The 14,076-nt window shown below is 67.9% G+C and carries 13 protein-coding genes; 7 read left to right on the forward strand and 6 right to left on the reverse strand.

Features of this window, described 5'->3' with window-relative positions; translation table 11 throughout:
- The first annotated feature begins 23 nt into the window (after positions 1 to 23).
- Positions 24 to 1,478, forward strand: coding sequence for a bifunctional 2-methylcitrate dehydratase/aconitate hydratase (locus E1J61_RS22345; protein ID WP_133096184.1), 1,455 nt, complete (start codon positions 24 to 26; stop codon positions 1,476 to 1,478).
- A gap of 213 nt (positions 1,479 to 1,691) precedes the next feature.
- Entirely contained in the window at positions 1,692 to 2,804 is a 1,113-nt protein-coding gene (locus tag E1J61_RS22350; RefSeq protein ID WP_133096185.1) for an asparaginase, read from the forward strand.
- Positions 2,805 to 3,036: 232 nt separating this feature from the next.
- On the opposite strand, the gene E1J61_RS22355 is transcribed toward E1J61_RS22350, so the two are convergent.
- Positions 3,037 to 3,504 carry a PaaI family thioesterase gene (locus E1J61_RS22355; RefSeq protein WP_133096186.1) on the reverse strand — a complete coding sequence of 156 codons (468 nt, stop codon included), beginning with the start codon at positions 3,502 to 3,504 and terminating at the stop codon, positions 3,037 to 3,039.
- Between the two features lie 327 nt (positions 3,505 to 3,831).
- On the opposite strand from E1J61_RS22355, the gene E1J61_RS22360 reads away from it, so the two are divergent.
- Positions 3,832 to 4,758, forward strand: coding sequence for a transcriptional regulator GcvA (locus E1J61_RS22360; protein ID WP_133096187.1), 927 nt, complete (start codon positions 3,832 to 3,834; stop codon positions 4,756 to 4,758).
- 52 nt (positions 4,759 to 4,810) lie between these two features.
- Here the strand turns inward: E1J61_RS22360 and E1J61_RS22365 are convergent, their stop codons facing one another.
- From E1J61_RS22365 to E1J61_RS22385, 5 genes are all read right to left on the reverse strand, one after another.
- Positions 4,811 to 5,221 carry a thioesterase family protein gene (locus E1J61_RS22365; protein WP_133096188.1) on the reverse strand — a complete coding sequence of 137 codons (411 nt, stop codon included), beginning with the start codon at positions 5,219 to 5,221 and terminating at the stop codon, positions 4,811 to 4,813.
- 85 nt (positions 5,222 to 5,306) lie between these two features.
- On the reverse strand, positions 5,307 to 6,233 hold the full coding sequence (locus E1J61_RS22370) for an amidohydrolase (protein WP_133096189.1): 927 nt from the start codon (positions 6,231 to 6,233) through the stop codon (positions 5,307 to 5,309).
- Positions 6,234 to 6,237: 4 nt separating this feature from the next.
- Positions 6,238 to 7,227: a tripartite tricarboxylate transporter substrate binding protein gene (locus E1J61_RS22375; protein ID WP_133096190.1), complete on the reverse strand. Its 990-nt coding sequence runs from the start codon at positions 7,225 to 7,227 to the stop codon at positions 6,238 to 6,240.
- A gap of 60 nt (positions 7,228 to 7,287) precedes the next feature.
- A complete protein-coding gene (locus E1J61_RS22380; protein ID WP_133096191.1) occupies positions 7,288 to 8,520 on the reverse strand; it encodes a CaiB/BaiF CoA-transferase family protein in 1,233 nt (410 codons plus the stop codon).
- 69 nt (positions 8,521 to 8,589) lie between these two features.
- A complete protein-coding gene (locus E1J61_RS22385; RefSeq protein ID WP_133096192.1) occupies positions 8,590 to 9,369 on the reverse strand; it encodes an enoyl-CoA hydratase-related protein in 780 nt (259 codons plus the stop codon).
- Between the two features lie 274 nt (positions 9,370 to 9,643).
- Here E1J61_RS22385 and E1J61_RS22390 point away from each other — a divergent pair, with 274 nt between their 5' ends.
- The 4 genes from E1J61_RS22390 to E1J61_RS22405 all read left to right on the forward strand — a co-directional run bounded on the left by E1J61_RS22390 (position 9,644) and on the right by E1J61_RS22405 (position 14,069).
- Positions 9,644 to 10,783, forward strand: a complete 1,140-nt coding sequence (locus E1J61_RS22390) for an iron-containing alcohol dehydrogenase (RefSeq protein WP_133096193.1) — start codon at positions 9,644 to 9,646, stop codon at positions 10,781 to 10,783.
- Positions 10,784 to 10,829: 46 nt separating this feature from the next.
- Positions 10,830 to 11,795: a tripartite tricarboxylate transporter substrate binding protein gene (locus tag E1J61_RS22395; protein WP_133096194.1), complete on the forward strand. Its 966-nt coding sequence runs from the start codon at positions 10,830 to 10,832 to the stop codon at positions 11,793 to 11,795.
- A gap of 1 nt (position 11,796) precedes the next feature.
- Positions 11,797 to 12,987 (forward strand): fumarylacetoacetate hydrolase family protein, encoded by a 1,191-nt coding sequence (locus E1J61_RS22400; RefSeq protein ID WP_133096195.1) that lies wholly within the window; start codon positions 11,797 to 11,799, stop codon positions 12,985 to 12,987.
- An 89-nt stretch (positions 12,988 to 13,076) separates the two neighbouring features.
- Positions 13,077 to 14,069 carry a DctP family TRAP transporter solute-binding subunit gene (locus tag E1J61_RS22405; protein ID WP_133096196.1) on the forward strand — a complete coding sequence of 331 codons (993 nt, stop codon included), beginning with the start codon at positions 13,077 to 13,079 and terminating at the stop codon, positions 14,067 to 14,069.
- Positions 14,070 to 14,076 lie beyond the last annotated feature (7 nt).

Raw genomic sequence — 14,076 nt, forward strand, 5'->3', positions numbered from 1 at the left:
GAGCCCCTCCCGCGAGGCCGTTCATGTCCACCGGCACGCCATCCGCGCAACGCCCCGATCCGGACCAGGTGCTGGTCGACATCGCCGACTATGTCACCCGCTACGAGATCAAGAGCGGCCTCGCCTACGATACCGCCCGCAACTGCCTGATCGACACGCTCGGTTGCGGGCTCGAAGCCCTGTCCTACCCGGCCTGCACCAAGCTGCTCGGCCCCATCGTCCCGGGCACGATCGTGCCCAGCGGCGCGCGCGTGCCCGGCACCCAGTTCCAGCTCGACCCGGTCCAGGCCGCGTTCAACCTCGGCACGATGATCCGCTGGCTGGATTTCAACGACACCTGGCTGGCGGCCGAATGGGGCCATCCGTCCGACAACCTCGGCGGCATCCTGGCCACCGCCGACTGGATCTCGCGCAATAACCTCGCCGCCGGCCGCAAGCCCCTGACGATGAAGGCCGTGCTCACGGCCATGATCAAGGCGCATGAGATCCAGGGCTGCATCGCGCTGGAGAACTCGTTCAACCAAGTGGGGCTGGACCACGTGGTGCTGGTCAAGGTGGCCTCCACTGCCGTGGTCGCGCAGATGCTGGGGCTGACGCGCGACGAGATCATCAATGCGGTCTCGCTGGCCTGGGTCGATGGCCAGAGCCTGCGCACCTATCGCCATGCGCCCAATACCGGCAGCCGCAAGAGCTGGGCCGCGGGCGATGCCACCAGCCGCGCGGTGCGTCTGGCGCTGATCGCGCGCACCGGGGAAATGGGCTACCCGTCGGCGCTGACGGCAAACACCTGGGGCTTCTATGACGTGCTGTTCAGGGGCCAGCCGTTCAGGTTCCAGCGGCCCTACGGCTCGTACGTGATGGAGAACGTGCTGTTCAAGATCTCGTTCCCCGCCGAGTTTCATGCACAGACGGCGGTGGAAGCCGCCATGCAGCTGCATGGGGCGCTCGCGCGCGCAGGGCGCTCGGCGGCGGATATCGCAGCCATCACCATCCGCACCCACGAGGCCTGCCTGCGCATCATCGACAAGAAGGGCCCGCTCAGCAATCCCGCCGACCGCGACCATTGCATCCAGTACATGGTGGCGGTGCCATTGCTGTTCGGCCGCCTGACCGCCGCGGACTATGAGGATGACGTCGCGGCCGATCCGCGCATCGACGCGCTGCGCGGCAGGATCGCCTGCCGGGAAGACCCCGCGCTGACGCACGACTACCACGACCCGGACAAGCGCTCGATCGCCAATGCACTGACCGTCACGCTGAACGACGGCACCGTGCTGGACGAAGTGCTGGTCGAATATCCCCTCGGGCACAAGCGCCGGCGCGCCGAAGGCATCCCGCTGCTGGTGGAGAAATTCCGCACCAACCTGGCGCGGCGTTTCCCGCCGAAGCAGCAGCAGGCGATCCTGGCGGTATCGCTGGACCAGGCTCGCCTTGAGGCAATCGCCGTAAACGACTACCTCGATATGTATGCAATTTAGGTTATCGGGCGGCGATTCTCATGCCGAATCGGCATAACCCCTGAAGATTCTCCTAACGTATAGTCTCAGCCGCTGCCCGCCCGGCGCTCTCGCGTCCGCGGCGGCAAGCCGCCGAAGGAAGACGGACCGCACCGCACCACCCACAAGGTCTGCCGTGCCGTTCCGATCGTGCCTGTACGTGCCTACACGTCCGTATAACATCCGAGGAGAACCATGAAGAACTTTGCCCGCGCCACTACGCTGGCCGCTGCCCTGCTTTCCGCCAGCCTGATCACCGCTACTGCCCATGCACAGCCGGCAACGGTCGCCGCGCCGGCCACGGCCCAGGCCGAAGCCCGCAAGGCCAATATCGTCATCATCGGTACCGGCGGCACCATTGCCGGCGCCGGCGCCTCGGCCATCAATACCGCGGCCTACCAGTCCGCCGTGGTGCCGGTCGACAAGATCATCGCCTCGGTCCCGGAAGTCTCCAAGGTCGCCAACGTCAAGGGCGAGCAGATCTTCCAGATCGGCTCGGAAAGCTTCAACAACGAACGCCTGCTGAAGCTGGGCAAGCGCGTGTCGGAGCTGCTCAAGCAGCCTGACGTCGACGGCATCGTCATCACGCACGGCACCGATACCATCGAGGAAACCGCGTACTTCCTCAACCTGACGCTGAAGAGCGACAAGCCGGTGGTGGTGGTCGGCTCGATGCGCCCGGGTACGGCGTTGGGCGCGGACGGCGCGCTCAACCTGTATGACGCGGTGCTGGTGGCCTCCAATCCGGCATCGAAGGGCAAGGGCACGCTGGTGGTGCTGAACGACGAGATCCACACGGGCCGCGACGTCACCAAGAGCAATACCTTCAAGGCCGAGACGTTCCGCTCGCAGTTCGGCCCGCTGGGCTACGTGGTGGAAGGCCGCTCGCTGTTCTACCGCCTGCCGGCGCGCCCGCACACGCTGCAGACCGAGTGGGATATCGACAAGATCGACAAGCTGCCTGAAGTGGCCGTGGTCTACGCCTACGGCAACGTCAACCCGGCCAGCATCGACGCCGCGGTGAAGAACGGCGCCAAGGCCATCGTCTACGCCGCCACCGGCAACGGCAGCGTCGGCGACTACATGGTCGAGCCGCTCAAGGCGGCGCGCGCCAAGGGCGTGCAGATCGTGCGTGCCTCCCGCACCGGCAGCGGCGTGGTGATCCGCAATGCGGAGCAGCCGGACGACAAGTACGACTGGATCGTCACCGACGACCAGCTGCCGCAGAAGGCGCGCATCCTGATGGCGCTGGCGCTGACCAAGACTAACGACGCGAAGGCGCTGCAGCAGATTTTCTGGAAGTATTGATGGCGGCGTGGGCGTGGCCGGGTCGATACCCTACGCGCCCCGCCCTCTCCGGCGAGCCCTTTCCTGCTTGCGGGACAGGGCCTTGCTCTGCAGCGATTCCTCCACAAGCCGCCCGCTTTTGATGGAAGCGGATCGCGCCAGCGCACTGGCGCGCCTTGGTGTGGAGTAGTAGTTCTGGCGGTTAATTGCGTTTTTGAACGAGACGCCAGCGCTCTTGCGCTGGCCCGGCGACTCAGAACATGGCGCTGCTCATCAACGCTTTAGCCACCAGCACGCCTTCGTCAGCGGCCTCGGCGTAGACCGACACCTCTGTCGCCACCTGCCGCCGGCCGCGCCGCACCACGGTTGCCACGGCGCGCAATGCCGCCCCCTGCGCCGGCGCAAGGTACTGGATCGACAGCGAACTGGTCGCCCCACCCTTCACTTCGTCGGCACTGGCGCCGGACGCTGCCGCCGCCGCGCCGGCAATATCGATCAGCGTGGCGATCACCCCGCCGTGCACGGTGCTGCCATGGGTCACGTTGGTCGGCAAGAACGGCATCTCCAGCTCGACGTGTTCAGGCGCCAGGCTAGCCAGCCGCACGCCCAGCGCCCGCGCGACCGGAGAGCCAAGCAGGATGTTGTCGATCATCGCGTGCATGCGGGGGTCGACGATGGCATCGCGGCGCGACGGTGCGAGAGTGGCGATGGCTTGCGGCATGGGGCGCTCCTTCAGGTGGTCAGTGATCGAGGCTATGCCAGCCAGCGTAGGGGAATGCTGCGAGCGGCTCAATTACGTCGCACATAGTTGTGCGGCAGTGGCGCCGCCGATGCGCAGCATGGCTCATATCGCGCACATCACGGTGCGGCCAGATCCGGGCATTTACCCGCTACGCGGCCGGATGAAAACGCAGCGGCTGTGAATACACCTACACGGGGACAGGCCCCTATTCCCATGCCCGGGCACGAATGCTATCGTGCAGCGGCTTGCCGGTGCCTCAGCACCCCGCATGCCGGCAAGGCATCTACAGGATTGCGTACCCCCGCTATGTCGAGACAGATTCCCCCACTCAACCCGCTCAGGGCGTTCGAAGTGGCTGCCCGGCATCTGAGCTTCACGCGGGCCGCGGAGGAATTGTTCGTCACACCGTCGGCGGTCAGCCACCAGATCAAGGCACTGGAAGAAAGCCTGGGCGTGCAGCTGTTTATCCGCGAGGCCAAGGCGCTGGTGCTGACACCGGCCGGCAACGCCTACCTGCCCAGCGTGCAGCTGGCCTTCAAGCAACTCGCCGATGCCACGCACCGCCTGCACAGCAAGGACCGCCCGGCGCTGAAGGTCAACATGCCGCCCACGTTCGCGGTCAAATGGCTGATCCCGCGCATGGACCGCTTCATGAAGGCGCACCCGGACATCGACCTGAAGGTGTCCACCTCGAACCATCGCATCGACTTCGAGCGCGACGATTTCGACATGGCGATCCGCTATGGCCGCGGCGATTACCCCGGCCTGCACTGCGAGCTGTGCATGGCGGTCGAAGTCATTCCCGTGTGCAGTCCGGCGCTGCTGCAAGGTTCGCAGCCGCTCGAGACACCGTCCGACCTGAAGCACCATACGCTGCTGCACGACGACAGCACGTATACGGACGTGAGCAACCCTGACTGGGCGATGTGGCTGGAGCATGCCGGCGTGACCGATGTCGACGCCAGCCGCGGGCCATCGTTCTGGCCGAGCCACCTGGTCATCAACGCCGCACTCAATGGCCTGGGCGTGGCGCTGGTGAAGAAGAACTGGATCGAGCAGGACCTGGCTGAAGGCCGCCTGGTGCGCCTGTTCGAATCGATCCGGCTGCCGGTCGAGTTCTCTTACTTCGTGGTGTTCCCGAAGGAGCGGCTGGAGGATCGCCGCATCCGCAGCTTCACCGACTGGATCCGCGCGGAAGTGTCGGCGGACCAGCAGCAGCCGGCCCCCGTCTGAGCACAGCTTGCGGGGCGCGTCCCGCAAGCTGCACGCGCCTGGCCGCGCGAGGTCAGGCCGCGGCGGGCATCGATGCCGCCTTCTTCTGCACGCGTGCGCGCAGGCGCTCGACATCGACCACGAAGCGGCGATGCGTGCCGCTGCAAACCCGCTCCACCGCATCGTCGGCGGTCACGCTGAAGGTAACACTGCGGCCATCGATGGCCGTGATCTCGGCGTGGATGCGCACCTCGCCGCCCAGCGGCGTGGCCCCGGTGTGTTGCACCGACACTTCCGCGCCCACCGAGCTTTCACCATCCTCGAGAAAGCCTTGCAGGAAATCGAGGCAAGTCTGTTCGATATCGCGTACCAGCTCGGGCGTGGCGTAGATGCGCAGGCTTTCGCCGAGGAAATCGATGGTGCGCTGGCGGTCGACCGTCAGCGTGCGCGCGCAGGTCGCGCCCGGTTCCAATCCGTTCTTCATAAGTGGTCCTTTCAAGTGTAGGGACGAATCCGCCCGCCCCGCCAAGGCGCGAGCCGTGCGGGTGGCGGATCCTTGCACTGCATGGCTACAGGCGATAGCAGCGCGCGGCGTTGTCGTGCCACAGCGCGCGCTGCTGTTCGGGCGGATAGATGGCGATGGCGGCGCGGAAGCCTGCCACGATGGTGTCGTAGCTCGCCACCAGGCTGTCCACCGGATAGTTGCTGGCGAACATGCAGCGTTGCGCGCCGAAGATGGCGATGGCGTCGCGGATCACCGGCACATTGTCGGCCTGCGTCCAGGGTTTTCCCGGCAAACCCAGGCCCGAGATCTTCACGGCGACATTGGGCTGCCCGGCCAGCTCGGCCATCGCGGCACGCCAGCCGGCCAGGCCGGCTTCAGTGCGGTCGGCCGGCAGCCCGGTATGGTTCAGGATCAGCTGCGTGCCCGGGAAATCCCGTGCCAGCGCAGCCGCCTGATCCAGGTTCCACCACGGCGCCTGCAGGTCGAAGGACATGCCATGCCGGGCCAGCAACGCATAGCCACGCCGCCAGCGCTCATCGTCCATCGAGCCCGGCACGCCGCGCCGCGCATCCTCGCGCCGCGCCGCGGTCACCGGCTTGTTGCGGATGCCGCGCATCATCGCGCAGGCGGCATGGCCTGCCAGCACTTCCTCGACATCGCCGCGGTCAAGCTGGGCATGGCCGACGATCACCGTTGGCCGTCCCGTCTGCGCGGCGAGCTGCGTCAGCCAGGCGGTCTCGTCGACGGGATTGGCGCGCGCCCATTCGGCTTCGACATGCACCGTCTTCACCGGCGCGCAGCCAGCCGTATCGCGGGCGAGATCCTCGGGAAGGTAGCTCCTGCGCAGCGCCGAATAGTCGCCATAGCGGAAGTTCGGCACCGTTTCGCCCTGCAGCCACGGGTACGGGTTGATCGCCAGGTTCCAGAAATGCTGGTGCGCGTCGATAAAGGGCTCGACGGACGCCGCGCCCGCCGCGGGTGTATCGCGCATGGGCCTACTCCTTGACGCTGATGCGGCTGGCGAGTTGCTTGAACTGCGCCGACTCCTTCACCATGGCGGCCTGCAGCGTCGCGTCATCGGCATAGGTATCGGTGCTGAAGTGCAGCTTCTCCAGCGTCTGGCGCATCACCGGCTCCTGCACGGATTTCGCGATCGCCGTCTTCAGTACCGCGATCACCTCCGGCGGCGTGCCCTTCGGTGCCGAGATGCCGCGCCAGATCCCCATCGACAGGTCGATATTGCGCTCCTTCAGCGTTGGCACGTTCTCGAAGCCGCTGACCCGCTTGTCGGCCATCACCGCCAGCACCTTGAGCTTGCCCGCGGCGACATGCGTGAAGACCTCCGCCGTGCTGACCGTGACCGCGTCGATATGCCCGCCCAGCAGCGCGAGCGTGGCGGGAGCACCGCCGGCATAGGGGATATGGTTGAACTTCGCGCCGGTCTTGTCTGCCAGCGCGGCGGCTGCCATATGCCATGCGGAGCCCTGCCCGGCATTACCCACGCGGATATTGGCGTCCGGCTTGCGCGCATCGGCGACAAACTGCTCGATCGTGCTCCACGGCGCCTCGGCCCGGACCGCCACGGCGGCCGGGTCCGCGTTCAGGCGGGCGATGGGGACCAGGTCCTGGTAAGTGAACTTGGCCAGCCCGAGGTAGTTCAGGAAGGTCAGCTCGCTGGACGACAGCACCAGCTTGTAGCCGTCCGGCTTCGCGTGGACCACTTCGCCCAGTCCTACCGAGCCGGTAGCACCCGGCTTGTTGATGACCACGATCGGCTGCGGCAGGTGTTTCGCGGCCGCGGCGGACAGCGCGCGCGCTACCACGTCCGCCCCGCCGCCTGCCTGCCACGGCACGATCAGCTCGATGCGCCGGCTGGGGTAGGTTTCCGCACTCGCCGTGGCCGCGCCGCCCAACAGGGCCGGCAGCCCCAGCACCACGGCCACGGGCATCGCCCAGCGCCGCATCAGCGAACGTGAAATCGTCATGGTTGTCTCCTGTCTTTTATCGGTATAGATGATCGGTATGGATGATGGCCGCGGCTGCGCTCAGGCGGCGCCGCGTTCCAGTTCCTGTGCGCGGGCCGGTGCGCCGAACGCCCCCTGCGCCCGCAGCCGCGTGACGGTGGCGGCGTCCAGGCCGAACTCCCCCAGCACTTCATCGGTATGCTGGCCCAGCAGCGGCGCCGGATAGCGCACCTGCTGCGGCGTGCCGCTCAGCTTGACCGGAAAGCCCAGCGCCTTGACCCGCCCTTCGACCGGGTGGTCGATCTCCAGCACCATGTCCCGCGCCACCGCCTGTTCGCTGGCCAGCGCTTCGTCGTAGGTGAAGATCGGCGCCGCCGGCACACCGGCCGCGAGCAGCGCATCGACCCACTGCGCCGCCGGCTTGCGCGCGAATTCTGCCTCAATTTCAGGGATCAGCGCGGCGCGGTTGCGGATGCGGGCGGCGTTGTCGGTAAAGCGCGGGTCGGCAAGCAGGTCGGGCCGCTCGATCACCTCGCACAGCGCGGCCCACAGCTTGGGATTGGCCGCGCCGATGACAAAATGCCGGTCGGCGGCCCGCACCGCCTGGTACGGCGCGCTCATGCGGTTGGCGCTGCCGATCGGCACCGGCACGTCGCCGGTGCCCCAGAACTCGGCCGACTCCCACACCGACAGCCCCAGCGCCGTCTCGAACAGCGATGCATCCACGTATTGCCCCTGCCCGGTATGCTCGCGCCCCATCAGCGCGCTGAGGACGCCATAGGCGGTGAACAGCCCGGCTCCCAGGTCGGCGATCGGCACGCTGGCCTTGACCGGCGGCGCGTCCGGGTGGCCCATCACGCTCATCACGCCGGACATGGCCTGCGCGATCAGGTCCAGCCCCGGGCGCCGCGACCACGGCCCGGTCTGGCCAAAGCCGGAGATGCTGGCATAGACCAGGCGCGGGTTGATCTCGCGCAGCACCGCATAGTCGATCTTCAGGCGAGCGGCCACGCCCGGACGGTTGTTCTCCACCAGCACGTCGGCGCCGCGCACCAGTTCATAGAAGGCCTCGAGGCCGGCCGGGTTCTTCAGGTCGATCTCGACACTGCGCTTGTTGCGGTTCAGCGCCAGGAAGCCGCCGCTGTCGTCGCCCTTGAGCCGGAAGCCCATCGACTTGCGGGTCTGGTCGCCGGCGCCCGGCGCTTCGACCTTGATGACGTCGGCGCCCATGTCGCCCAGCAGCATGCAGCAGAACGGACCCGCCATGATCTGGCTGACGTCCAGGACCTTGATTTTCGATAACGGCAAATTCATGGATACCACCTGAGGTTGGAGCGGCCGCATGGAAATGGCGGCGCCGCGGTGCTTGGAATGAAGGTGTTTTCAACGGCCCACGAACTGCGGCCGGGTCTTGTCGATGAAGGCGCGGTGGCCGATGCGGAAATCCTCGGTATCGAAGCAGGCATAGGACTCGGCATGCTCTTCCGGACGCAGCGGCGTGGGGTCGAGCAGCCTGCGCACGAACTGCTTGTGCCAGCGCGCCACCAGCGGCGCGCCGGCGGCAATGCGCCGTGCCGCCGCGTAGGCTTCGTCCGGCACGGCCTCGTCTGCCACCACGCGGTTGACCAGGCGCTTGTGCAGGGCCTCGTCGGCATCGAATACGCGGCCCTCCAGGACGATTTCCAGCGCGGTCGCCGGTCCCGCCAGCGCCACCAGCCCGCCGAGTTCGCCATACGACATCACCAGCCCGAGCCGGTTGACCGGCACGCCGAAGCGGCTCGACCTGCCGCAGATGCGCAGGTCGCACATCGACGCGATTTCCAGCCCGCCGCCGACGCAGGCGCCCTGGATCAGCGCGATGGTCGGGTGCCGGCATTCGGCGATGGCGCGCATGGTGGCGTTGGTGATCACGCCGTACTGCTGCGCCTGCGCGGCGTTGGCGCGCATGGTGTCGAACTCGGCGATGTCGGCGCCGGCGGCGAAGGCCTTGTCGCCGGCGCCGCGCAGCACCACGCAGCGCAGCGTGTCGTCGGCCGACAGGCCCTGGATGGCTTGAGTCAGGCCCTGCCACATGGACAGGTCCATGGCATTGAGCTTGTCCGGGTTGTTCAGCGTGATGGTGGCGACCTGCGCGTCGCGCTCGATCAGGATGGGTTGTCTCATGGTTGTCGTTGGTGTGGAGGAGGCCCGTCGGGTGCGGGCGGTGGTCCGGAATCCGGCTGGTCTGCGCCAGTCTAGGGCCCGCGCCGCGCGCCGCAAAACGAGAAAATCTCAGCGCCGCTTCAAGAAAAACTAGGCGTCCGGTGTGTGAGTTTTTCTTGGGGTAGCTTCAAGTAAATCCACGTTGTGACCCGCGCCCCTTGTTCCTAGACTTCGTCACCAATGCAGCCGGCCCGCCCCGCAGCGTCCGGCCCACCCCACACAGCATGGAGACAAGATGGCCCTGATCCACTACATCACCCAGATCCAGATCGACTTCGGCGCGATCGGGCTGCTGGCCCAGGAATGCGAACGCATCGGCATCACGCGCCCGCTGGTGGTCACCGACGCCGGCGTCAAGGCCGCCGGCATCGTGCAGCGCGTGCTGGAGCAGCTGCGCCCCGGCTGCGAGGCGGTGATCTACGACGGCACGCCGTCCAACCCGACCGAAGCCGCCATGCGCGAGGCCATGCGCCTCTATGGCGAGTACCGTTGCGACGGCATCATCGCGGTGGGCGGCGGCTCGCCGATCGACCTGGCCAAGGGAGTGGCGGTCTGCGCCACCCACGACGGCCCGCTGCGCCAGTTCGCCGCGATCGAGGGCGGCGTGGCGCGGATCACGGCGTCCACCGCACCGGTGATCGCGATCCCCACCACGGCCGGCACCGGCAGCGAAGTCGGCCGCGGCGCCGTGCTGATCCTCGACGACGGACGCAAGGTCGGCGTGCTGTCGCCCTACCTGGTGCCGCGCGTGGCGATCTGCGATCCGGAACTGACGCTGGGCCTGCCGCCGATGCTGACGGCGGCCACCGGCATGGATGCCATTGCGCATTGCCTGGAAACGTTCATGGCGCCGGCCTTCAACCCGCCCGCCGACGGCATCGCGCTCGATGGCCTGCGCCGCGCCTGGCTGCATATCGAGCGCGCGCGCCGCGATCCGCAGGACCGTGCCGCGCGCCTGGCCATGATGAGCGCATCGATGCAGGGCGCGCTCGCGTTCCAGAAGGGGCTGGGCTGCGTGCACAGCCTGAGCCATGCGCTGGGCGGGCTGATGCCGACGCTGCACCACGGCACCCTGAACGCCGTACTCCTGCCGCCGGTGATCCGCTTCAACGCCGACGCGCCGTCGATGCAGGCCGATGACAAGCTTGGGCGCATCGCGCAGGCCATGGGACTCCCCGATGCCAGCGCCGTCGCCCCGGCCATCACCGGCATGAACCGGCGCCTGGGCCTGCCCGCGGGCCTGCGCGAGATGGGCGTCGATGCGGCGCTGTTCCCGCGCGTCATCGACTACGCGCTGGCCGACCACTGCCACAAGACCAACCCGCGCGAGGCCAGCGCCCAGGACTACCTGGCGCTGCTGCAGGCGTCCTTGTAAGGCGCCGCCACTTCCCTACACCAACAACAACATCAGGAGACAACGCATGCGACGTCGCACATTGCTGTGCGCGGGCGCGGCCGCCTTGGCCACGCCGCTGGCAGCCTGGTCCCAGGCACTGCCGACCGGCCCGATCCGCATCATCGTGGGATTCCCGCCCGGCGGCGGCACCGACGTGATGGCGCGCGTGATCGCGCAGCAGCTCTCGGCGCTGTGGCGGGTGCCGGTCATCGTCGAGAACCGGCCAGGCGCCGCCGGCGTGGTCGCCGCCGAGTACACCGCGCGCCAGGCGCCGGACGGCACCACGCTGCTGATGACCAATATCAGCAACCATGCCATCGCGCCCAGCCTGTACCCGAAGCTGGGCTACTCGGTGGAGAAGGACTTCACGCCGGTCATGCTGGTCGGCGTCACGCCCAACCTGCTGATCTGCCATGCCGGCGGGCGCGCGCGCTCGGTGGCCGACGTGGTCGCGCTGTGCCGCAGCCAGCCGGGCAAGATCACCTTTGGCTCGTCCGGCGCCGGCGCGGCGCAGCACCTGGCGCTGGAGATGTTCAAGCTGCGCGCCGGCGTGGATGCGCTGCACGTGCCGTATCGCGGCTCGGCGCCGATGCTGACCGACCTGATCGGCGGCCAGATCGACTTCAGCTTCGAGACCATGACTTCCGCCACCCCGCAGATCCAGGGCGGCAAGGTGGTGGCGATCGCGCAGACGCGCACGCGCCGCGCGGCCAGTTATCCCAATGTGCCGACGCTGGCGGAATCGGGCTTTCCCGGCTTCGATGCCGGCACCTGGTACGGGCTGGTCGGCCCCGCCGGGCTGCCCGCGGCCATGGTCCAGCGCATGAACGCGGACCTGAACAAGGTGCTGGCGATGCCCGACGTGGCGGGCAAGCTCGCCGGCTTCGGTGCCGAGGACGGCGGCGGCAGCGCGGCGCGCTTCGCGCAGTTCATCGCCACGGAGCGCGCCAAGTGGGCGCGCGTGGTCAAGGACGCTAACGTGAAGGTGTGACATGACACGACGCATCTCGGTTGAGGAAACCCTGCCGCGCGACGCGGACCACGCCTTGCTGGTGGGACGCGCGTGGCTGCCCGGCCCGCGCGGGGGCCCCGTGACGGTAGTCGTGCGCGGCGCGGAATTGTTCGATATCACGGCCACCGCGCCCACGATTGCCGGCCTGCTGGCGCTGCCTGACTGCGCCGAACGCGTGCGGCAGGCCACCGGGCCTTCGCTGGGGCTGCTGCAGGACTGGCTCGACTCGACCTGCGCGCACGGGCCGGACCCGGAGCATCGCCACCTGCTGGCGCCGAACGACCTGCAGGTGGTCAAGGCCGCCGGCGTGACCTTTGCCGCCAGCCTGGTCGAGCGCGTGATCGAGGAGCGCGCGCGCGGCGACGCGGGCAGCGCCGCCGCGGTGCGCGAGAGCGTCAGCGCCATCATCGGCACGGGCCTTGCCGCCATTCGCCCGGGTTCGCCCGAAGCCATGCGCATCAAGGATGTGCTGGTCGCGCAGGGGTTGTGGTCGCAATACCTGGAAGTCGGCATCGGCCCGGACGCGGAGATCTTCACCAAGGCCGCGCCGCTGTCATCGGTGGGCACCGGCGTGGATGTCGGCCTGCATCCGGCATCGACCTGGAACAACCCCGAGCCGGAGGTGGTGCTGGCGGTCTCGCCGCGCGGCGAGATCGTCGGCGCGGCGCTGGGCAACGACGTCAACCTGCGCGACTTCGAAGGCCGCAGCGCACTGCTGCTGGGCAAGGCCAAGGACAACAACGCGTCCTGCGGCATCGGCCCGTGGATCCGGCTGTGCGATGCGCATTTCGGCATCGACGAGATCGCGCGGACCGAGATCGGCCTGACCATCGAAGGCGAGGATGGCTTCGTGCTGCATGGCGCCAGCGCGATGACGCAGATCAGCCGTTCGCCGCAGGAACTGGTGGCGCATGCGATGGGCGCGCACCACCAATACCCCGACGGCATGATGCTGTTCTGCGGCACGCTGTTCGCACCGGTGCAGGATCGCGACGCAGCTGGCGCCGGCTTTACCCATCACCCGGGCGACCGCGTCAGCATTTCGGCGGCGCACTTCGGCGGCCTGGTGAACTGGGTCCGCACCAGCGACGCGCTGCCGCCGTGGACCTTCGGCATCGGCGCGCTGATGGACAGCCTCGCCCGGCGTGGCCTGCTGCATCCGCCGCCCTGATCGCCTCCCGCCCCTGATCCGCCCCTGATTGGGGCACCGAGAGCCCGGCGCACATCGACCAGGCCGCATCACAAAACCCAGGAGACACCATGAAACACGTTATCCCGCATATCGTGCTGGCAGCGCTATTGTCCGTTGCCGGCGTGGCACAGGCACACGCACAGACACCGGCACCGGTAAAGCTGCGCTTCGCCCATACCGTTCCGGAAACCGATTCGCAGCACCTGGCCGCACTCGCCTTCAGCAAGAAGGTCAGGGAGCGCACCCAGGGCGGCGTCGAGATCCAGGTCTTTGCCAACAGCCAGCTCGGCAACGACACCACCCTGGTCACCGGCGTGCGCAGCGGCACCATCGATATCGGCGCCACCGGCAATCCCTTTGTCACCGGCCTGGCGCCACGCCTGAACGTGCTCGACCTGCCCTACCAGTTCGAGGACGGCCCCTCGGCCTACAAGGTGCTGGACGGCCCGGTCGGCCGTTCATTGCTGGAAGAACTGGGCGCCCACCGCATCAAGGGCCTGGCCTTCTGGGAGATCGGCTTCCGCAGCCTGGGCAACAACAAGCGACCGGTCAGCAAGGCCGAGGACATCCGCGGCCTGAAGATCCGCACCACGCCCAACCCGTCGCATATCAAGGCCTTCCAGCTGCTGGGCGCGAGCCCGCAGCCGATGCCGTTCGCCGAGGTCTTCGGCGCGCTGGAATCCGGCGCGGTCGACGGCCAGGAGAATCCGCCCACGCTGATGGTCTCGGCCAAGATGTACGAGGTGCAGAAGTACGTGTCGATGACGCGCCATGCCTATACCGCGCTGGTGGTGCTGATGAACAAGGCGAAATTCGACGGGCTCAGGCCCGAGTACCAGAAGGTGCTGCTGGAAGAGGCCGCTGCCGCCGCCACCTACCAGCGCAAGCTCAACGCCGACAACGAGGCCGCGGCTATCGCCACGCTGCGTGCCAGGGGCGTGCAGGTCAACGAGCATCCCGACAACGCCGGCATCCGCAAGGTGGTGCGCGAGGAGACGCGCCAGCTGTTCGTGCAGAAGAACGGCGACGCCGTGCTGCGCGCCATGGACGCCCAGCGCTAGGAGGCCG

The organism is Cupriavidus sp. L7L (genome assembly GCF_004353535.1).
GTDB lineage: Bacteria > Pseudomonadota > Gammaproteobacteria > Burkholderiales > Burkholderiaceae > Cupriavidus > Cupriavidus oxalaticus_A.

Coding starts and splice junctions, on each gene's coding strand:
- E1J61_RS22385 (WP_133096192.1), bottom strand. CDS start 9,369: ATGAGACAACCCATCCTGATCGAGCGCGACGCGCAGGTCGCCACCATC.
- E1J61_RS22345 (WP_133096184.1), top strand. CDS start 24: ATGTCCACCGGCACGCCATCCGCGCAACGCCCCGATCCGGACCAGGTG.
- E1J61_RS22375 (WP_133096190.1), bottom strand. CDS start 7,227: ATGACGATTTCACGTTCGCTGATGCGGCGCTGGGCGATGCCCGTGGCC.
- E1J61_RS22390 (WP_133096193.1), top strand. CDS start 9,644: ATGGCCCTGATCCACTACATCACCCAGATCCAGATCGACTTCGGCGCG.
- E1J61_RS22405 (WP_133096196.1), top strand. CDS start 13,077: ATGAAACACGTTATCCCGCATATCGTGCTGGCAGCGCTATTGTCCGTT.
- E1J61_RS22370 (WP_133096189.1), bottom strand. CDS start 6,233: ATGCGCGATACACCCGCGGCGGGCGCGGCGTCCGTCGAGCCCTTTATC.
- E1J61_RS22350 (WP_133096185.1), top strand. CDS start 1,692: ATGAAGAACTTTGCCCGCGCCACTACGCTGGCCGCTGCCCTGCTTTCC.
- E1J61_RS22365 (WP_133096188.1), bottom strand. CDS start 5,221: ATGAAGAACGGATTGGAACCGGGCGCGACCTGCGCGCGCACGCTGACG.
- E1J61_RS22395 (WP_133096194.1), top strand. CDS start 10,830: ATGCGACGTCGCACATTGCTGTGCGCGGGCGCGGCCGCCTTGGCCACG.
- E1J61_RS22360 (WP_133096187.1), top strand. CDS start 3,832: ATGTCGAGACAGATTCCCCCACTCAACCCGCTCAGGGCGTTCGAAGTG.
- E1J61_RS22400 (WP_133096195.1), top strand. CDS start 11,797: ATGACACGACGCATCTCGGTTGAGGAAACCCTGCCGCGCGACGCGGAC.
- E1J61_RS22355 (WP_133096186.1), bottom strand. CDS start 3,504: ATGCCGCAAGCCATCGCCACTCTCGCACCGTCGCGCCGCGATGCCATC.
- E1J61_RS22380 (WP_133096191.1), bottom strand. CDS start 8,520: ATGAATTTGCCGTTATCGAAAATCAAGGTCCTGGACGTCAGCCAGATC.